General features: G+C 40.4%; 14 protein-coding genes and 2 pseudogenes. 12 read left to right on the top strand and 4 right to left on the bottom strand.

The features are described 5' to 3' along the window. Window positions 1-23 precede the first annotated feature (23 nt). The 4 genes from AC6H44_RS13570 (at window position 24) to AC6H44_RS13555 (ending at window position 8,149) form a co-directional block, all read left to right on the top strand. A complete protein-coding gene (locus AC6H44_RS13570; RefSeq protein ID WP_500736131.1) occupies window positions 24-1,349 on the top strand; it encodes a TolC family protein in 1,326 nt (441 codons plus the stop codon). Further along, window positions 1,339-3,084, top strand: coding sequence for an efflux RND transporter periplasmic adaptor subunit (locus tag AC6H44_RS13565; RefSeq protein WP_500736130.1), 1,746 nt, complete (start codon window positions 1,339-1,341; stop codon window positions 3,082-3,084). Before AC6H44_RS13570 ends, AC6H44_RS13565 begins: the two co-directional genes overlap by 11 nt. Window positions 3,085-3,092: 8 nt before the next feature. Then, a complete protein-coding gene (locus AC6H44_RS13560) occupies window positions 3,093-6,209 on the top strand; it encodes an efflux RND transporter permease subunit (RefSeq protein ID WP_500736128.1) in 3,117 nt (1,038 codons plus the stop codon). Window positions 6,210-6,529: 320 nt separating this feature from the next. After that, a complete protein-coding gene (locus tag AC6H44_RS13555; RefSeq protein WP_500735278.1) occupies window positions 6,530-8,149 on the top strand; it encodes an IS1634 family transposase in 1,620 nt (539 codons plus the stop codon). A gap of 38 nt (window positions 8,150-8,187) precedes the next feature. On the opposite strand, the gene AC6H44_RS13550 is transcribed toward AC6H44_RS13555, so the two are convergent. After that, the gene (locus AC6H44_RS13550; RefSeq protein ID WP_500736127.1) at window positions 8,188-8,361 is read right to left on the bottom strand and encodes a hypothetical protein; all 174 of its coding nucleotides are present in this window, start codon (window positions 8,359-8,361) and stop codon (window positions 8,188-8,190) included. Between the two features lie 464 nt (window positions 8,362-8,825). Between AC6H44_RS13550 and AC6H44_RS13545 the strand changes: the two genes are divergently transcribed. Further along, window positions 8,826-9,050, top strand: a complete 225-nt coding sequence (locus AC6H44_RS13545; RefSeq protein WP_500736126.1) for a hypothetical protein — start codon at window positions 8,826-8,828, stop codon at window positions 9,048-9,050. A 563-nt stretch (window positions 9,051-9,613) separates the two neighbouring features. Here AC6H44_RS13545 and AC6H44_RS13540 read toward each other — a convergent pair. Further along, entirely contained in the window at window positions 9,614-11,227 is a 1,614-nt protein-coding gene (locus AC6H44_RS13540; RefSeq protein ID WP_500736125.1) for an IS1634 family transposase, read from the bottom strand. Between the two features lie 165 nt (window positions 11,228-11,392). Between AC6H44_RS13540 and AC6H44_RS13535 the strand changes: the two genes are divergently transcribed. The 5 genes from AC6H44_RS13535 (at window position 11,393) to AC6H44_RS13515 (ending at window position 18,040) form a co-directional block, all read left to right on the top strand. Then, entirely contained in the window at window positions 11,393-11,734 is a 342-nt protein-coding gene (locus AC6H44_RS13535) for a hypothetical protein (protein WP_500736124.1), read from the top strand. 334 nt (window positions 11,735-12,068) lie between these two features. Further along, window positions 12,069-12,428, top strand: a complete 360-nt coding sequence (locus AC6H44_RS13530; protein WP_500736123.1) for a hypothetical protein — start codon at window positions 12,069-12,071, stop codon at window positions 12,426-12,428. A gap of 40 nt (window positions 12,429-12,468) precedes the next feature. After that, the gene (locus AC6H44_RS13525) at window positions 12,469-12,912 is read left to right on the top strand and encodes a hypothetical protein (protein WP_500736122.1); all 444 of its coding nucleotides are present in this window, start codon (window positions 12,469-12,471) and stop codon (window positions 12,910-12,912) included. Window positions 12,913-12,916: 4 nt separating this feature from the next. After that, on the top strand, window positions 12,917-17,674 hold the full coding sequence (locus AC6H44_RS13520; RefSeq protein ID WP_500736121.1) for an RHS repeat domain-containing protein: 4,758 nt from the start codon (window positions 12,917-12,919) through the stop codon (window positions 17,672-17,674). A 3-nt stretch (window positions 17,675-17,677) separates the two neighbouring features. After that, window positions 17,678-18,040 (top strand): immunity 8 family protein, encoded by a 363-nt coding sequence (locus AC6H44_RS13515; protein ID WP_500736120.1) that lies wholly within the window; start codon window positions 17,678-17,680, stop codon window positions 18,038-18,040. 713 nt (window positions 18,041-18,753) lie between these two features. Here AC6H44_RS13515 and AC6H44_RS13510 read toward each other — a convergent pair. Then, window positions 18,754-19,083: pseudogene (locus AC6H44_RS13510) on the bottom strand (transposase); the annotation flags it as partial. A 309-nt stretch (window positions 19,084-19,392) separates the two neighbouring features. On the opposite strand from AC6H44_RS13510, the pseudogene AC6H44_RS13505 reads away from it, so the two are divergent. Further along, a pseudogene (locus tag AC6H44_RS13505) lies at window positions 19,393-19,887 on the top strand (efflux RND transporter permease subunit); the annotation flags it as partial. A 141-nt stretch (window positions 19,888-20,028) separates the two neighbouring features. Next, a complete protein-coding gene (locus tag AC6H44_RS13500; RefSeq protein ID WP_500736119.1) occupies window positions 20,029-20,484 on the top strand; it encodes a hypothetical protein in 456 nt (151 codons plus the stop codon). Between the two features lie 75 nt (window positions 20,485-20,559). Here the strand turns inward: AC6H44_RS13500 and AC6H44_RS13495 are convergent, their stop codons facing one another. Then, window positions 20,560-21,066, bottom strand: a complete 507-nt coding sequence (locus AC6H44_RS13495) for a glycine cleavage system transcriptional repressor (RefSeq protein WP_500736117.1) — start codon at window positions 21,064-21,066, stop codon at window positions 20,560-20,562. Window positions 21,067-21,261: the final 195 nt, after the last annotated feature.

The raw sequence follows: 21,261 nt of genomic DNA, 5'->3' as shown, positions 1-21,261 counted from the left end.
TTTAATTTTTAGTGGAGTAAGTGATGAATCACTTCGCAGTACTTAAAGTCAGTTTTTTAGCGTTAATGCTAACAACTGCAATTCCAGCACATAGTAATGAATTAAGCCTTGAACAAGCGCTCAGCTATGCTCTTGATAATGAGCCATGGCTAACCGCCAACAAATATCAGCAAGCCGCGGTGCAAGCACAAAGCCTAGCTGCAGGTACGTTACCTGATCCGGTATTAACCCTTGGGCTAATGAATTTACCTACCAACGGCTTTGCTTTTGACCAAGAAGGCATGACCCAATTAAAAGTTGGCGTGAGTCAAACTTTTAGCCGTGGTGATAGTTTAGCGCTTAAGCAGCATGCGTTAGCACTGTCAGCGCAGCAATATCCTTGGCTACGAGCTGACAGACTCGCTCAGGTAAAAACCATTGTCACTGAATCATGGCTTAATGCGTATCGCGCCCAGCAAAGTATTGCGTTAATTGAGCAAGATAAAGCATTGTTCTCGCAGCTTATTGATATTACTGAATCAAGCTATGTCAGTTCAATCGGCAAAACACGCCAACAAGATATTATTCGCGCCCAGTTAGAACTAACCCGCCTTGAAGATAAACTGGTGATGCTGGAGCAACAGTTTGAAAGTGCCAAAAAGCGTTTATCGCAATGGCTACCGATGAGCATGTTAGCTCAGCCTGTCAGCGCTAAACGTCATGATGTAGCGCCTTTAGTTGATTTTGCACAGCTTAAATTTGCACAGTTGATGCCATTATTAATGGCGCACCCAGCGCTTGTCGCGATTGATAAAACAATAGCAGCTAAACAAACCGAAGTTGAGGTGGCAAAACAAGGTTATAAACCGCAGTTTGGCGTAAATATGGGCTATGGCTATCGTGATGATACGCCAATGGGGGAGTCCCGTGCCGATTTGTTTTCAGTTGGTGTGAGTATTGATTTACCACTATTTACTGATAACCGACAAGACCAACAAGTCAATGCAGCTATTGCCATAGCTGAGTCGGTGAAAACAGAGAAATTGATCACATTACAAAAGCTAAAAGGGATGTATTTTAAAGAGTTTAGCCAGCTTGCACGGCTACAACAACGAGACTCACTGTATCAAACTAAGCTATTGCCACAAATGGCCGAACAAGCGCAAGCCACCCTGAATGCTTATACCCGTGATGATGGTGATTTTTCAGAAGTAATGCGTGCTCGTATCAGCGAACTGAGCGCCAAAATTGATGCGCTGAATATCCAAATTGATCAACAAATTATTATTGCTCGCCTGAATTATTACGCCAGTAGCAAAGATGCTGCTGTGATGGTTGAGCAATTAGCAGGAGAGCACAATGAACATTAATTTAAAATTACTTATTGCAGTACTTACAGGTGCAGGGATATCGGCTAGCAGCTTGTATTTTTTTGGTAGTACTACAGAGCTTAAAAGCACCAATGCAGAGAAAAAACCGCTTTATTGGGTGGCACCTATGGACAGTAATTATCGCCGTGACGAACCGGGTTTATCGCCTATGGGTATGGATTTAGTGCCTGTTTATGCGGAGGATGAAAGCAATGACCAAGATAGCCCAGGTGCGGTGACAATATCGCCCGCAGTGATCAATAACCTTGGTGTCAGAACGGCTAAAGTACAGCTCAAGGCTCTGCAAAGTGAAGTAAATACTGTGGGCTACGTGCAATACAATCAAGATCAGTTGGTGCACATACACCCGCGTGTAGAAGGTTGGATAGAAACGTTGTACGTTAAAGCCGCCGGCGATCAGGTAAAACAAGGGGCACCGCTGTATACCTTATACTCACCACAACTGGTAAATGCTCAAGAAGAATTTGTACTGGCTGTAAACCGTAATAACACCGTACTTATTCGTGCGGCCAAGGCGCGCTTAAAAGCACTGAATGTGTCGGATGGTTTTGTCGAGCGCCTACAAGCGAATAAAAAGGTGATGCAAAACATTACCTTTTATGCCCGCCAAGGTGGTGTGGTTGGTGAGCTTAATATTCGTGAAGGTTTTTATGTTAAACCTGGCACCTCGATGATGAGTATCGCTCAATTGGATGAAGTGTGGGTAGAAGCCGAAGTGTTTGAACGCCAAGCGCAGCTGATTGAGATTGGTTTACCAGTGACCATGACGCTTGATTATATTGCCGGACAAAGCTGGCGCGGTAAGGTCGATTATATTTACCCTACATTGGATGCCAAAAACCGTACTTTGCGGGTGCGTTTACGCTTTAATAACCAAGATCACCAGCTAAAACCAAATATGTTCGCGCAAGTGAGTATTCATGCCAAAGCCGCTGAGCAACAACTTATAGTACCTAAAGAAGCAGTGATCCGTACAGGCAGCCAAGACCGCGTTGTGGTTGCGCTCGGTGAAGGGCGCTTTAAATCGGTGGCAGTCGAACTGGGCCGTAGCGATAGCCATAATGCCGTTATTTTAGCGGGCGTTAAAGCCGATGATGAAGTGGTGACCTCAGCGCAGTTCTTATTGGATTCCGAATCCAGCAAAAGTGCTGATTTTAAGCGCATGCAAACACCAGCAGCTACCACCAGTGTGTGGGGCAAAGGGGTGGTTAATAGTGTAATGGCCGATCAGCGTAGGGTGAATATCAGCCACGACCCTATCCAAGAGCTCGATTGGCCTAGTATGAAAATGGACTTTACGGTTGCACAGAGCGTTGATTTTCAAGCGCTGCAAGCTGGGCAAACACTGCATTTTGAGTTGACTAAAAATGCTGATGGCAGTTACACGATAAGTGGCATTCATATTATGGATTCCACCCATATGATGAATGAAGCTGACAACATGGCCACCGTAATAGGCACTATTAATACTATTGATAAAGACAAACGCACTGCCAATATTAGCCGTGGTGCAATTGAAAAATGGCACCGAGATCCGGCCACTATGGACTTTATATTTGCTGAACATATTGATTTAAGTAGCCTTGAGCCAAAACATCAGCTGACATTTACTTTTAGTGTGCAAGACGGTGAATTTGTGATCCAGCGTATTGATGCTGAATCAAACATGCGAATGAATGACAATAGTGCCATGTCATCGCATGACGGACATTAGGAGGCATTATGATAGCAGCAGTTATTCGTTGGTCCGTGACTAATCGCTTTTTTGTGTTATTGCTAACAGCAATACTCATTGGCAGTGGTTTATTTGCGGTAAAAAATACCCCAGTTGATGCCTTACCCGATTTATCCGATGTACAGGTGATTGTAAAAACCTCCTACCCAGGGCAAGCGCCGCAAGTGGTGCAAGATCAGGTGACTTTCCCGCTTACCACGGCGATGCTCTCAGTGCCTGGGGCTCAAACAGTGCGGGGCTTTTCATTTTTTGGTGACTCCTACGTGTATGTCATCTTTGATGAAAACACCGACCTTTACTGGGCGCGCAGCCGCGTACAAGAATATTTAAGCCAAGTAGCGAGCCGCTTGCCCGACACCGCAACCGCAGAGCTTGGCCCTGATGCCACTGGTGTGGGTTGGATTTATTTATATGCGCTGGTGGATAAAACCAACCAGCACGATATTAGCCAGTTACGCAGCTTGCAAGATTGGTTTTTAAAGTTTGAATTGCAAACCGTCCCTGGGGTGTCAGAAGTGGCCTCAGTGGGCGGGATGGTAAAGCAATATCAAGTCAATGTAGAGCCAGATAAGCTGCGTGCGTATGGTATTCCGCTGAGTTTGATTCAAACCGCGATTAAGCAGGGTAACCAAGAAATGGGCGCTTCGGTGGTGGAAATGGCCGAAGCCGAATACATGGTCACCAGTACCGGTTATATCAAAAGCGTCGCCGATTTAGAGGCAATTCCACTGGGGGTGAATGCCAACGGCACACCGCTGCAATTACGCGATGTCGCCGATATCCGGCTTGGGCCACAAATGCGCCGCGGCATTGCTGAGCTAAACGGCGAGGGCGAAGTCGCTGGTGGTATAGTGGTGATGCGCTATGGTGAAAACGCACAAAAAACCATAGAGCTGGTGAAAGAAAAGCTCGAATCACTCAAAAAGGGCCTGCCTGATGGCGTAGACATTGTGCCTGTGTATGACCGCTCTAATTTGATCAAAAACGCAGTAGATAACCTCACCAGTAAACTGCTTGAAGAGTTGGTGGTGGTGGCACTTATCTGCGTGGTGTTTTTGTTTCATGTGCGCTCATCTCTGGTGGTGATTATCACCTTACCGCTGGGGATTTTAACGGCATTTATTGTTATGTACTGGCAAGGCGTTAACGCCAACATTATGTCGCTGGGCGGCATTGCCATCGCCATTGGCGCGATGACCGACGGCGCGATTGTAATGATCGAAAACATGCATAAGCACATGGAAAAAAACCCGTTAACTAATGAAAACCGTTGGCAAGTTGTCACCGATGCCGCCAGTGAAGTCGGGCCTGCGCTGTTTTTTAGCTTAATGATTATTACTGTGAGCTTTATGCCGGTGTTTATTTTAGAAGCCCAAGAAGGGCGAATGTTTGCCCCGCTGGCATACACTAAAACCTATGCCATGGCCGCCTCTGCGGGCTTGGCAATCACCTTAGTACCGGTATTAATGGGCTATTTTATTCGCGGAAAAGTCATTTCAGAGCAGAAAAACCCCGTTAACCGCTTACTGGTCAACGCATATAAGCCATTGCTGGATCTGGTTTTACGCTTCCCTAAAATGACCTTAGTGTTAGCGGTGGTGGTCGCTGTTATTGGTTTTTATCCGGTCAATAAAATTGGCAGTGAGTTTATCCCTCCGTTGGATGAAGGCGATTTAATGTATATGCCAACCACTTACCCTGGCTTGTCGATTGGTAAAGCGCGGCAGATTTTACAACAAACCGATAAACTCATCGCCACAGTACCCGAGGTGTTAACCGTGTTTGGTAAAGTAGGCCGAGCAGAAACCGCCACCGATCCTGCGCCACTGACCATGATTGAAACCTTTATTCAGCTTAAGCCAAAAGATCAATGGCGTGAAGGCATGACCTTAGAAAAGTTGAAAAAAGAGCTTGATGGCTTAGTGACGTTTCCAGGGCTTACCAATGCATGGGTGATGCCAATAAAAACCAGGATAGATATGCTGGCCACCGGAATTAAAACGCCGGTGGGCATTAAGGTCGCGGGGCCAAATTTGAGTGAAATTCAAAAAATTGGCCAACAGATTGAAGTGTTACTTAAAGATGTACCTGGCACGGCTTCCGTTTACTCAGAGCGAGTAGCGGGTGGGCGTTATATCAAGGTGGATATTAACCGTGAAAAAGCCGCCCGGTATAGTTTAAATATTGCCGATGTGCAGCAAGTGGTTGCTACCGCCATTGGCGGTATGAATGTCACGCAAACGGTTGAAGGGCAAGAGCGTTACCCGGTAAACTTACGTTATCCGCAAGAGTACCGCGATTCGCCAGAAGAGTTAATGCTATTGCCCATAGTCACCCCAACAGGGCAACGTATTGCGCTTGCCGATGTGGCCGATGTATTTATTGAAGACGGCCCAGCCGGGATTAAAAGTGAAAATGCCCGCTTAAACGGCTGGAGCTTTATTGATATAGATGGCATTGATATTGGCAGTTATGTAGACAATGCGCGCCAGGTGCTCGACGAGCAATTAGTGCTACCAGCGGGTTACTCAATAACCTGGGCGGGGCAATATGAGTATATGCAGCGCGCCAAAGAAAAGCTCGCTTATGTATTACCGCTCACTTTAGCGATTATTATTGTGCTGCTGTACTTAAACTTTAGAAGCTTTGTGGAAGTGGCGATTATTATGGCTACTCTACCATTGGCGATGATCGGCGGCATCTGGCTCATGTACTTAGAAGGCTTTAACTTCTCAGTCGCCGTGGGAGTGGGTTTTATTGCGCTTGCCGGGGTCGCCGTTGAAATTGGCGTGATCATGCTGGTGTATTTAAATCAAGCCTATCAAGAAAAATGTGCTCAGGCGCAGCAAGCAGGTACAACGCTTAGTTTTATTGAGCTTAAACACGCCATTATCGAAGGCGCAGGCCTGCGAGTACGTCCAGTAATGATGACAGTGGCCACCATCATCATCGGCTTACTACCTGTACTTTATGGCACCGGCACCGGCAGTGAAGTAATGAGCCGCATAGCCGCCCCCATGGTCGGCGGCATGTTCAGCGCCATCGTATTAACCTTGTTAGTACTCCCCGCCGTGTATTTGTTATGGCGAAAGCGAGGTCTATAAAATAGATAATAAAAAGGAGTGAAAAGAATTACTTGCTCCTTTTTTCTTAATTTGCTCATTCAAGCAATAAGCAATTAACTCGGCCCATTATTTATTTCCTTGTTGAGCTATTACAATAAAGGTTAAATGCTCTGGAATTTGGATGTTATGGCAAACTTTATATGTATTTAGAGTTTCTAATAGATTGTTGAACAGAGTCCATCCATTGATATAGCAGACATTGATTAGACCAAATTCATAAACTTTTATTTAATGTTAGGTTAAAAAAATCCTAAGTTTGCTGTAATTTGATACAATAACACCTCAACTTCGAGGTGTTTATGAACTTAAAAATCAAACGGTTAGATCATCATGGTATTGTTTCAGGTGTCATTGCAGACTTAAAAATAGTGTCCCTTTTAGACCAATATTTACCTCAAGATGAAAAGCAAGAAATTACCCCAGGTGAAGCGGTTAAAGGCATGATTATGAACGGCCTTGGGTTTGCCAATCGTCCTTTATCTCTCAGTCCTCAGTTTTTTACTAATTTGCCTCTTGAACATTTGTTCCGTAAAGGTGTTCAAGCATCGCATTTTAATCGTCATAAATTGGGAAGAACCCTCGACCAATGCTTTGATTTTGGTTGTGAAAGCTTATTTTCACTCGTCTCAGAGCAAGCATGTCAACTTGAACAGGTTGATCGTACATTTGAATCATTAGATACAACGAGTCATTCTCTTACTGGTGAATATGCCGTTGACGAAGAAAATACCGATGAAAATATAATAAGAATCACGCACGGCTATAGCAAAGCTCATCGTCCTGATTTGAAACAAGTAGTACAAGAAATTATCGTTAGCCAAGATGGTGGTGTGCCACTTGCGTGTAAAAACTGGGATGGCAATAGTGCTGATACCGCTATTTTTGAAGCACGCAGCAAAGCCCTTGTTAATGAGTTCAAGAAAAGCAAGACCCCGAAATTTCTTGTCGCTGATTGTAAATTATATCATCAAAATAACGCCGAGTTTTTATCTAAGATTCAATTTATAACACTCATTCCTTCGACAATTTCGCTCGAGAAATCCTCCATCTCAACCGCTATTAAAAATAACAGTTGGATAAAAATTGATGATAACTATCACTATGTTGTTAATAATGTTGAGCACATGGGAATAAATCAGCGATGGATGGTTGTTTACTCAAATGCAGCAAATAACCGTGCAGTAAAAAGCATCGCTCGACAAGTCGAGCGTGCGCATACCCAGATTAAAAAAGCCCTTTATCACCTACAAGCACAGCGGTTTGCATGTCAAACCGATGCACAACGTGAACTTAATAAGTTAACGAAAAAATTTAAATATCATAAAGTGGCAACGATGCAGTTCAATGAACATAAAGTATACGAAGGGAAAGGCCGACCTAAAAAAGGTGCGCCAGTGAAATGTATAGAATGGCAAATAAGCGCAGAGATTGAAGAGAATGGCACTGCAATTAAAAAGGCAATAGAGCAAAAGTCATGCTTTGTATTAGCAACAAATGCAGATGAAAAAGACCTAAGTCCAGAAGATTTACTCACACATTACAAAGCACAGTCTGAAGTAGAAAAAGGCTTTAGATTTTTAAAAGATCCGTTATTTTTTGTCTCATCATTATTTATAAAAAAGCCAAGCCGAATAGATGCACTGTTGATGATAATGACACTCTCTTTATTAGTATATTCAATAGCTCAAAGACGATTAAGGGCGAACATGGAGAAAGTAAAAGCAACCATTCCAAACCAAATTAATCAGCCAATAGAAAGACCCACATTAAGGTGGATATTTCAATGTTTTGAAGGTATCAATTTAGTTCAGCATGGAGATAAAACCTACTTAGATGGGTTTAATGAGCTACGAGAAAAAATAATAAGATTCATTGGCGGTCACGCTATGCATTTATATAAAATAGAAAAAGTGGTATAGGGGTCTGATCAATGTCTGATATAGAGCAACTTTATTCATTAATGTAAAATTCTCAGCCGCATGTCCGCTTCTAAGTCGGCAGCCGTCTTTGTTAAAACTAACATCAAGCTGTCAATTCGATTTATTTTCCACTTGCCAATGGCTACGTACAGCATGACAGATAAATTCTGCCGTCGCATCTCCGTGGCTACTAATGTAATAATGTCTTTCATTTGAGCTCCCTTTACCGGGCAACTCCCTACTTGAGTCCACCACCGCGATGGCATTTACCGCGCGTCATTTTGGATGGCGTTCAATCAGCCATTTCACCTTAGAGGTAAGCTAAACCTGCCGTTGTTCAATACGCACATGCTCCTCCACGGTAGTAATGGTTGCACCTTGGATATCAAGTAGTGCCAGCAGCTTTGGAATAACGATGATCTGATTTGATTTATCTGATGCCTTAACTTGACCAAAGCACAGATTGTTTTCAACCGTTCAGGCACTTACTAGGTAGATTGCTGGATTACCAAGAGCTTTATCCAAGGTGCAGCGAAGCACTTTGCCATCCAAAACGACAATAGCCATCCAAAGCGACAATATCTTCGTGTAAGTCAGCCAAACCAGCGACCCACTGCGTAAATGCTTGTGCAAACTCAGTGGGTTTAATAAGGTTCAGTTCATCGTTAAAAGTGTTATGACTAAAGAGGTCATACGGCAGATCAAGAAACTGCCTGAACCAATCAATCTTGATTTAGCTATACTCCTCAATGGTTTGAAAGTTATCACAATCACAAATAACCGCGCCTATGGTGATGGTCAGAATATTAACCAACGAGTGGCGCTTGGTTATGTTTACCCGTATGTCTGTGAGGTGTCCGAAAGTTTGGCTGATAATGTTAGATTTTATGTTGATTTATAAATAAAGACTATTATAAGTCACGAATATTTTGATCGGTCAAATGATTTGGTATTTTTTACTGTATTAAAAATTGAGATATTTACAAATCGTATTTTCTTCTTTATTATCCTGGCCCCTGATTAGGTTCATCCTGCATAGGGATGATTTTTAATATAGTTCACGGATCGAATATAATGAATTTTCTAAAGAATATAATAACTTTATCTCTTTTAATGTTTTTAGGGTGTAAAACCCTAACAAAACACTATAAAAAGTATAATTCACAAAGAATTAAAATCATAAAAGTAACAATTTTCATGTTACTTACATTTAAAACGACGGCAGGCACAACATCTGCTCAAGTACCAGGAAATATATAATATAAGTAGCACCTATGTTGATTTGATTACTTATGGTTTCACTGTACTAGTTATTATCTATTTCCAAACCAGCCTAAATATGATGCGTTTTTTTCAATTTCATTTCTGCTTAAATGTTTGAAAAATGAAAGTGTTTTTTTACTATGTTTAATAGCTTGAACCCATAAGGCGAAATTGAGGTGTATCCGATCTTCCGCACCCATTTTAAGAATAAATCCGCTGATATTTTTCACCCAAGCAATCAACAATGGTTTGATTGCGCGGCTGCATGTTCGCCACCATGGGTGGCTTATCAGGCCAATACATTATGATGATATGCTCGAAGCACTGGAACACCCAGCGTGCCGTGGGGCGTTGGCCCGGCTTGTATTTCATTGTGGGGAAGTAGCAGTTTTTCTCGACCAAGGTTTTGCGAATTTGATGCTCTAACCCCGCGTACACCATTAGGCAGCAAGTCATTACCATGAGTAACGCTTCAATGCGCTCAGGCTTTTTCAGGTAAATAGCGCTCGTAAGGAAGTCGGGACTTTTCAAGAATCGAAAGCCTTTTTCTACATTCTGCTGCGCTTTGTAGCTGCTCAGCAAGTTTGCCATGTCAAGATGGTCGCTAACATCATTGGTGGCAATAATAAATAACCCCAGTTGTTGTAAAGCGGCTTTTCTGGATGCCAGTGGTGTGCATAATGCACCCGTAATCTGGTATTCGATACGCTCAGGAGATTGTCCGAGTTTAGGGCGTCCTGCTCCCTTAAAAATGGCTACTTCAACAACATGTGCATCCACATCACATACCGCTTGTTTACCTCGCCATTTTATAAGGGCGCTTTGTGCGTCTTTTTCGCAAGCAAAGCGTTGTTGGCACAGTTTTTTAAAGCTTTTGCGGGCAACTTCTCCGGCTTTTAGCATACGCTTGTTCAGGTTATGCTGCTCTCGCTTATACGCCTGCTCACTGCGAATGAGTAGCCATTTTTGTTTCACACCCCCGTATTCACTGTCATAACTGACGCCTTCATAGCCTGGTGAGATAGGGGTAAAATTCAAGTTAGGGGCTTGCTTAACAAGGGTTTTAGCTTCTTTGAGGGTTTGCGGTACCCGCGTAATGAACAGTTGGCCTTGAGTATGTAAATCTACAATCGTTTCTTGCACATACAAGGCGGCATCGGCCACCAAATAGCGGCTGGCTTGCGCGGCTTTTAAACTGCCAATATGCGCCTTTACAATCTGTTTAAAGCCTTCCATATCATTGCTGTTGCCACTGGCAGGTTTCATATAAACCGGTATGCCGGATTGGTTCTCACAGATAAGATTGAGTATCACTTGGTTGAGCTCAGGGCGATGGTCGCGCGAATAACCTTTCGCGATACGGATAGGTTTTGGTTCGTCATCATCAGGCTCGCTTGTCGCTTTGCCATCGTAATGAAAGCTTGTTGAATCAAGGTGTAAAGCTTCGGTTTGTAACCCTAATTTCTCTACCACCGCCTCATCCAATTGCTGATACAGCTTCGATACGCCGTATTCATATAAGGTGTCTAAACAGCGACCAAGCGCATCGTCGTTGATGTGCTCGGACTTTACGCCTTCACCTATCAATCTATCAAGCGGCTTGCCTTGAAAATACTCGCTGTACATATGCAGTGTGCGACCAGTGAAACCTAGGCCGTTTAGCACCATAGCCAACACTAATTGACCACAACTGATGTTGCGCTCAGGCGCCACGCCACCGAGTGCGTTATCAATAATATCGACAAAACCTAGATCGTGACAAAATCCAGCAACTAAGCCGTGGTGTTCGAGTTTTTGGGCATAAGGGATAGACATAAATACGCGCTCTCAAAAGAGAGTAATAGATCAAATATGGGGATCGCCGTCAAGTATTTTTTAACAAAATTCGATCAACCGCTCATTTAATGAACTAATTTAATTCAGATTTAGGGTGCGGAATGACAGGTGTATAGTTAATTTAAAAAATTTAAAGGAGTGGTTATGTATAAATTTATGTTAGTAATTATGTTGAGTGGAATATCATTTTCTTCAATTGCAGATTCGTATTGCATTGGTAAGGTCAAGCAGCTTGCAATAGGCCGAACAGGCGCGATTGCAGTCAGTGGTCCTGGCGGATTACCTATGACATATCTTTGTAGTGTCCATAGCAAAATAAACGATGTAGGGGCTGAAGCATGTAAAGTAATTTATAGTCAATTACTTGCGGCTAAAACTCAAAATGAGTCTGTGAATATTGCATTCAACCCTTCTACGCCTTGCGCATCAGTGAAAAGTTGGGGATGGGCGACTAATTTTAATTGGGTAATAGTTGGTGGTTATTAACCAAATCTCACTAAAAGTTAGCAAACTAGTAACTTGAAAGTCGGTTTTTTTACTTTGTCATTTAGTCAGGTCGCTTTTTCTTACGAGAGCAACTCATATACAACTTATATTAAATTAGGAGCCGATCTGACTTCTGGATTAGGAAGATCCTAAGTACTGTTTGTTTAGCGTTAACTCAAAGTTAACAATGCTTAAGCTGAAGCTTGAAAAGCGATGTAAGGTAAATTGTTTTGGCATTAGCAAAAAATCTTATATTCAGTCCTGTGATTGTTTCATGTAAAGAAGTAAATTTATCGGTTTAGATCACAAACTTTAATTGGATGATTATTAAAAAATGAACAAATTAATTCGTAAAATTATTTTTATCACCACCTGCATTATAGCTACTGAGGCAAATGCTGAATGGATTAATTCATCAGGGCAAGTAGAGTCCTTGTCAGTATATGATAGAAATAAAATACTCGTTAAATTAAAAGATAATAATGGTTCGCCCATAGCCGCTTGTAGCAATAAAGAATACTTTATAATACCAGCCACATACTCAGAAGAGTCGAGAAACCGTATGTATAGTACACTTTTAGCAGCCAAAATGGCGGGTCAAACAGTAATGCTTGCATACAGTGATGCGGATAATTGTGATGCTTGGGGTGTTACGCCAAATGTTTATAGAATAATTATTCGGATTTCGTTTTAAGAATTAATTATGAAACACCCAAAATTATCCGTGAGGGACTATGAAAAAAATACTAATGCTAATGTTGCTTTTTACAGGAACATTAAAAGCAGAAACTACATGGATACCGATTAGTAATGGCGGTAATTTTATCATCATTCCGTTTATACCAAGTGATAAATATAGCCAACCGAGTAATGTGAGTTTAGTAAAACTTGCAAATGGCGTCACTATTACTTGGGATGATATTCGGCATGCAAGTAAATATCGTGTTGAAGGTCTAGATAGCAATGGTAATTGGGTTTTGTTAAGGGAAGTTGATTCTAATTCAGTCACATTTTCACCTCTACCAGTTGGTATTTCGAGCATTAGGGTTATGGCGTGTAGTTATATATCTTGCGCTAACAGTGGGCTTTGGAGTAATAGCGTGGCTTTGAAAAAACAAACTATATTTATACATACGGATTTGCTAGGTAGTCCAGTTGTAGAGACAAAAGGAGAATAATTTAATGGATAATGACTCTACTCAGTTACATCAAACCGTAAAGGAACTCATTATGAACTGCATTAGAAAAAGCAGGTTAATCTTGTTTACATTGCTTTTTATAAATCAATACTCAATAGCTTCAGAGGAAGATTATCAAGGCTCAAAAGATATTTACTCCAAAACGGTGCAGCAACAGTCAACTGGTGAAATAATTAACTATCTCAGCGGTAAGTTAAGTTATGAAACGGTTGATGCAGTTATACCAGGAAGTCGTGGTATGGATATTATTATTTCTCGAAGTCACAACTTAAATGAACGTGTTTTAGGTTACCACGCTACTTTAGGGTCTATGGTTAATTGGCATTTTGAAATTCCACGCATTGTTATTCCTACCACTCCGTGGGGAATTACTTCGGGTTGGCAGCCAGAAGAGTTTGATAATATCATTGACGTTACTAGTACTACTCGCACGGGTATTTGTAACAATCCTTATCCAGGAGATGGACGGGCCTCGCAAAAAAATACTGGTATGCCAATAGCCAAAAAATATTGGGCTGGAATGCAATTGAAAATTCCAGGACAACCAGCTCAAAATTTACTAAAAAATACAGATACTAGTTCTCGATATCCAGCTAATACAAAGTGGGTAACAACTTCTGACTGGGTAGTTTCATGTACCTCTAATGGCGAAGGTTTTATTGTAAAGTCACCTCAAGGGATTACTTACACAATGGATGTAATGCGTGCATCCTATAATTATCAAGGGCTTTTATATCAATGGAATGAACCTGGGAATAACACGTTATTTGCATCGAAAATTGAAGACCTACACAAAAATAAAATAACTTACAGTTATGAAACTGGTAATGGTTTTTATGAAATTAGGGACAGAGATGGTAACTTAAGAACGAAATATAAACTACCAGTATACTCGACAAAACTAACTAAAATTACTCGTAATGATGCTGCTGGGGAGCAAATAGTTAATTTTGATTATCAAGATAGTGCTGGTTTTGGAGGTTCAATTGATACTATTACTATCAATGGTCGGGAGTGGAATTATAAGTATAAATTGGATGCCCATGTTGGAAAGCTAGAACATTATCTAGAGGAAGTTATTAATCCTGACGGAACTACTTGGAAATATAAATATGAAGGTGAGAAATCATATAGAGATGAAGACCCAGGTATTGTTCCACAATTTGAAGGCCCTAACTTATTAACTCAAGTAAAACTTCCTTCGGGAGGGACAATTGATTATGCGTATAAAGTGTTTAATAAGCTTAAAAATGATCCCTACAACACAAATATTCGCCTTCATACTCGCCTAACTAAAAATGCAGTAAAAACAGTTGATAATTGGGTTTTTAATTATCAGAATCATTCAAATAATACTGTTAAAGTTACCGTTACAAAGGGCTTGGATTCAGAGTCCCATATTTATAAAAATGATAAATCATTTCAACATGGGCAGTTAATTAGTCAAGAATTTAAACGTAATACTGACTCTAAAAAAATTAATTATACTTATGAGAAATTAGCAGAGATAGGTGAATTCACATTTCTTGATTATCCGAAGGATATACCTGATTCTTTAACAACAAAAGTAAAATTGGTTAAAAAGGAGATTATTCAAGATGGAAACACTTACACAACTGATTATTTAGACCATGATATTTATGGAAAGCCCAAAAAAATAAAAGAAGTATTTGCAGGGAAAACTAAGTTTACAAAATTAAGTTATTATAACAACTTATTTAACTGGCTAATAGGACTACCTAAAATCACTTCAGTGTCAGAGACAGATGTAGATGAAAAATATCAAGTAGTATCTGAGATTAGTTACCACAACGCTTATACATCAGCTGGTCTATACAATAACTTAGGCCTTCCTTATGAGCAGAAGAGCCTTGGTGTTTGGAAAAAACGTTTTACGAAATATACCGATCACGGAGAATTAGAGAGAGTAGAATTTAACTCTCTAAAAACTACAGGCGTTGGAAACCGCTTCATCGAGTATAAAGATTATAATCGTGGGCAACCTCAATTAATTAAAGTTCCATCTCGCTATAAAGATATTACAATAAGCATGAGTCAGGCTGTAGATAATAACGGCTGGATAAAAAGTAGTACAGACTATAACGATGTTACTACTCATTATCTATACGATGCTCAGGGTAATATTAAATCGATTGATTTAGAGAACGATACAGGAGACACGAAAAGCTGGGCAGATACACTTTATACTTGGGCTACTAACGCTAATGGCACTCTAACTCGCACTGTACAGTCGTGTGAACTCAGCGATGACGGTGAAACTTGCGCAGATGATGTGAGATTCACACAGACTGAAACTTATGATGGTCTTCTACGTTTAACCAGTTTATCTAAATCAGATAGTGCTAATACGTATCACCAGAGCTATGGCTATGATAAAAACAATCAACAAATCTGTTCATCTTATTGGAGTGACAGTGTAAGCAGTTGTAACAGTCAAACAAAAGGAATCAATAAAACGTTTGATTTTATCAATCGACTTAAAACAATATCAACAAGTGGGCTTGGGACTGTTAATTATAAATATCTAGCAGGTAATAAAATACAGCTTACTGACGCTGAACATAATATCACCACCACAAAATATCAAGCTTTTGGTTCACCAAGTTATGAACGTGCAATTGAAATTAAATCTCCCGAGAGTGTAACTACAACAATTGAGATTGATGTATTTGGCCTTACTCACTCGATTGCGCAAAAAGGGTTAACTAAAGCGGGGGCTTTGAAAACAATCACAGAAAATCGCTATTACGATGATCACAAACAATTATGTTTAACAACCCGTCCAGATGTGGGTAATACACTTTATAAGCATAATGCTTTAGGTAAGCTAGTTTGGAGTAAAGCAGGAGTCACTCACACCAAATGTAGCACAACCCAACCAGCTTTGAGCACCTCTTTTAGCTACGATAATTTAGGCGAACTTCAGGCAATTGACTATCCAGACGATTCAGGTGATGTGACTTATGAGCGAGACAATAATGGTAATATTAAAACGCTAACTGCGGGAAATGTAATTCATCGCTACGAGTATAATAACCAGAACCTGTTGGAAGAAGAGCAGCTATACATTGGCACTCAATTACCATTAACGTTAAAGTATACTTATAATGACTTACAGCAACGTAGCATGATTAGCTACCCTGATGGCACGGTTGTAAATTTCAAGCCTAATAGTTTCGGTGAACCAACAGAAGCCCAAACTTATAACGGTACAACCGTTGCATTAAGCTTTGCCAAAAGCGCTACATATTATGCAAATGGTTTGTTGAACTCATTTACATATGGTAACGGTGTTAAGCATAAAACAACAATACATGACGATAGCTTATTACCTGAACAGTTAAAAGATACAGGCCCTAGTGGCAGTAATCTGCCTAGTACGGTTATGTCATTGACTTATGATTATGATAACAATGCAAATGTCACCTCAATCATTGATGGTCAAAACAGCGCATATAGCTTAACGGATTTACAGTATGATGGCCTCGGCCGCTTAATCAGTACTACTGGTGGCTCAAAAATTGGGTCGAGCACATTACGTTATGATGGTTTTGGCAATATTACTAACTACAAAAGTAAAGATAAAACACTTGATTATACCTATGACGATAAAAATCGTTTATTTAAAGTAACCGGTGTCAGTGGGCGCTATGGCTCTATTAAGCATGATGACCGTGGAAATATAAAACATAATGGTGCATACAGTTTAGATTTTAATGCGGCCAACCAACTTACCACAGCAAAAGGCAATAGTTATTTATACGATGGCCATAACCGCCGAGTAAAACAAACTGATGGCAATGGCACCAGTTATTCAATGTATAGCCAAGATGGTACATTACTGTATAGAGAAAAAGGTGAGACCATAACAGGCAACGGCACTAACTATATTTACTTAGGTAAAAAACTGATTGCCAAGTACGGTGATGTAACACCGCAAACAGTGAGTGAAAGCCGTCAGCACACTCGTCCATTTGGTGAATCGATAGAAGCACCGAAAGATGACGTAGGCTACACAGGGCATAAATTCGACACTGATTTAGGGTTGAGTTATATGCAGGCACGATACTATGATCCAGTTATCGGACGTTTCTACTCGAATGATCCTGTTGGTTTCTCAAACGTTCACAACTTCAACCGTTATGCGTATGCAAATAATAATCCTTATAAATACATAGATCCTGATGGTCAGAATGCTTTAACTGCTTTCGGTGGATTGATTCATGAAACAGGGCAGTTTTTGCAAGGAAATGGTTTCAACGGTAGTATGGTTATGGGGGCCTTGGCTGATGGTTACAATGGAGAGGGAGCTGGTTTTTGGGCTTCCGCAGGTGAAGATGCTTTATCATTTGGTGGTGGTGCAATTGTTGGTGCAGTATCAAAAGGAGTTCAATTAATTAGAGCATCGAAAGTAGCTGCTCAAACAGGAAAAGAAATTGGTATATTACGAGAAGCAGCCCAAGGTAAGAAAAATTTTGGCTTAGGTGATGCCACTCGTGCTGAATCACAAAAACTAGGAGAAGCATGGGTTGGTAGTGGAAGTCGAGTTGCTAGTGATGGTAAATCACTTGTTAGTAAAGATGGTTTAAAAGTATACAGGCCACCTACATCTAAGCCTAATAGCCCCCACGCAACCACTGGTGTACAGGCAAACTTTGAAAGAAAAGCGATGGCAGGCGAAAGACCTGTTGGTAATGGACACTTGGATATAATTGATTAAATTATGAAAGCAAAATTAAAAGAATTATTCAGTTTAGATTTTGATCTAAATAGTTATTGGCCTGAAAATGAAACTAATTTCAGTTTGATTTTACGAGCTATGATTGGACCTGAAGGTAGTAGTGGGGCCGAGTCATTTGACATTCAAGTTTGCACATTTGACTGGCTAAAGGATAAATATGAAACAGAAAGAGCATTTTTTGGGCAACAGATGTTAGTTGTATTTGAATATGACATTAATCTTATTAAACAAAAAATAGAAAGTTATTGTGACGAGTGCATCAGTGATAATTGGCAAGTTATTGGAAATAAGTTGAATCTAATTGGTGCGTGGGAGTTCGACAATTATCAACGCTACAACGGTTAATATTTATATCTTTATATAAGTAAATTAACTGGATCGATGACGATTAAGCAGTAACCTTATTTAAACTAGAAGTTCAGAGTAATTATTCTTTGTGAATCCAAAGCCTCGCACTCACGGGGCTTTATTTTTGGCTGCTTTTGAGGCCAAAGGGATTGAAAATTAGCCTCGGATTCTACCGATTGAAGGTTTGCTCTATCAGTTTTTGTTGATTTCAAATGAGTAGCGGCTCAATGAAAAAATCCGTTTGGTGCCAAATTGGGGTGGCTGGCTGGAAAAAATTACTCAGTCTGAGTCTGGATCAATGTGATTCAAAAAATGAAAGAGTAGGGTCAAAGAATAGGGTCACCCATTAGAAAGTTCCGATCAAGCAGGCAGCTGTGTTTTCTTGATCTTTTTATTCAAAAAACCAAGTGTTCTTACTTTTTAAACTCAATTTAAATATGGCTATACATCCAGTAATGACGTCGATTGGTGTGAATATGCACCAGTCACCCATATGAATTAAGGCGGTTTAATAAGCATCATTGATGATTAATTAAGGCCCTTGGCTTTCGCCTCAGTCATCGTTTAGTGCCAATATCAGTCCAGTTTTTGGCAGTGTGCATGCACTGCGCAATAACAAATCAGTGGTTTATGTTTTCACATAACCAACCCTTTATGGCTCAGACATTGGGCATATCCAACATTTAAATTTGAAATTCATTGTATAGACGTTAAGAAAAAGCCTTATGTTCATCAAATGGCACATTGTCTTTAAGCACGTGGTAACACGCTCTTGCAAGCTTATGCGCAACGGTTTTAATCGCGACTACGTTGTTTGTTTTAGCCAGTTTACGTTGATAATATTTTTTGATTGTTGGGTTATATCTGATGGCAAAATTAGCCGCCTCAGTAAACGCCCAGGATAAATAACGATTACCATTCTTTTGATTTGTAGCGCCTTTCTTTTTCCCATTGCTGTATTTTGCACCTTTAACGCAGCGGCAATACGAAGAAAAATTACCTGGGCTATCAAACCGGTTAATCGTGCCTGTTTCTAAGATTCGTCAGGGTCAGGTCTTTCTTCTTGCCTTTTTGTTGGTTACGGCTAATCTTTAGATATTAATTTATACAAATTGATAGGTGAAAAGATGGCTAGGCCTCTCAGATTAGAGTTTGCGGGTGCGTTATATCACATAACTTCACGGGGGAATGAAAGAAAACCTATCTATTTGGAGGAATCTGATTTTGAAGGGTTTTTAACAACCTTAGGAGGTGTTTGTGAGCGCTATAATTGGGTGATCCATTCTTTTTGCTTAATGACCAATCATTACTATTTATTAGTCGAAACGTCGGATGCGAATTTAAGCAATATGCAGCGCGCCAAAGAAAAGCTCGCTTATGTATTACCGCTCACTTTAGCGATTATTATGGCTACTCTACCATTGGCAATGATCGGCGGCATCTGGCTCATGTACTTAGAAGGCTTTAACTTCTCAGTCGCCGTGGGAGTGGGTTTTATTGCCCTTGCCGGGGTCGCCGTTGAGATTGGCGTGATCATGCTAGTTTATTTAAATCAAGCCTATCAAGAAAAATGTGCTCAGGCGCAGCAAGCAGGTACAACGCTTAGTTTTATTGAGCTTAAACAAGCCATTATCGAAGGCGCAGGCCTGCGAGTACGCCCTGTAATGATGACAGTCGCCACCATCATCATCGGCTTACTACCTGTGCTTTATGGCACCGGCACTGGCAGTGAAGTAATGAGCCGCATAGCCGCCCCCATGGTCGGCGGCATGTTCAGCGCCATCGTATTAACCTTGTTAGTACTCCCCGCCGTGTATTTGTTATGGCGAAAGCGGGATCTATAACTTTTACATTGGGTGTGTAACTTGTACTGGAAAAATCGCTGCAAGTTACACAAATTAATTACAGCTACTGATCTTATTATGTTTTTTACTGGCATGATTAACGCATATATTTAGTTATTAAACTAAAAGTAAGGGATACGCATGCAAGTAAAAACAATCCAAGAAGTGTTCGATTGGACCGTTCAATTTCATATGCAAATGGCGGCTAATTTTTTTAGCGTAGGGGATCTACTCGAAGAGCATAATAAACAATTAGTTGATTATTGTGTTGAGTATGAAAAAAAGTTGGCTGAGGATTTGATTGGTTTTAAAGCCATCACTCAAATGAGCACCTTAAATACCTATTGCTATGAATACTTTTTAGAGCACAATCATATCACCCACTTTACAAACTTGGATCATAGCAAAGTTTTAAATGAGCAGGCGATACAAGCGTATTTATCTACACAGCATCAAAAAGTGCTCAATGTTTATAGCTACTTAGCCGACAAAGCTCAGTCTCCTGAGGCAAAAGAAAAACTAGCTCAGCTTTTTGAGTTAGAACAGCAAGGGCTAAAACAGATGATGCAAAGTATTAATCGGCATGCCGATATGTAAACTAAAGAAGCTTGAATGTAAGTAAAAAGGCGCTAAATTTAGCGCCTTTTTCGTGTTAAAAATAATAGAGCTGATTTAACTTTGCTCTACATCAACCACTAAGTCACTTGTAATTGACTCAAGTGCGTTAATAACTTCTTCTTTATTAAGCCCATTAGGAAGACTCACTGTGGCGACTGCACTAAATATTGGCACTCCCCAATTGGGGGCACTTTGCTGGCGTGAGTTTAAGTTTGTAATATTAGCCCCTTTATGGCGAATAACACTTGCCAGCTCTTGCACTATGCCAGGGCGATCGTTCCCGGTGATCACAAAATTAAGCTGTTCTAGTTCGACCGGCTCAATTTCAGTATTACCTTTTTCAATACGGACATCTAATTTTTCAAGCGCATTAAGCGCATCCTGAAATGCTTGTAAATGCTCCTCTGCAACTTCAACCTGAATAATGCCAGCAAAGTGGCCAAGCAAATGGCTTAAATTACTGCTTAACCAGTTGCCATGATTTTCTAATATAACGGATGAAATACTTTCTACTAAACCGGGGCGATCTTCCCCTAAAATTGTTATTACCAACTGCTTCATAATTGTTCTCTTGTTTTAAGCAAAAAAATATAGAAATTTTGTGATGTAAATCGTTTTTTAAAGTTTGTAGAAGCTAACTACAAAAGGGACGTTGTACCTTAAATGTGTCACTCTACTGTTTTGATACTTAATGCTGATTTAGTATTGTCTTGGATAAATAATTTGTCCAATTAATAACTGATTTAGTTTATCAAT

The organism is Pseudoalteromonas sp. TAP-3C (assembly GCF_059888565.1).
Note: the sequence above shows the minus strand (reverse complement) of the source record. Positions and strands in the feature narration are given on the sequence as shown.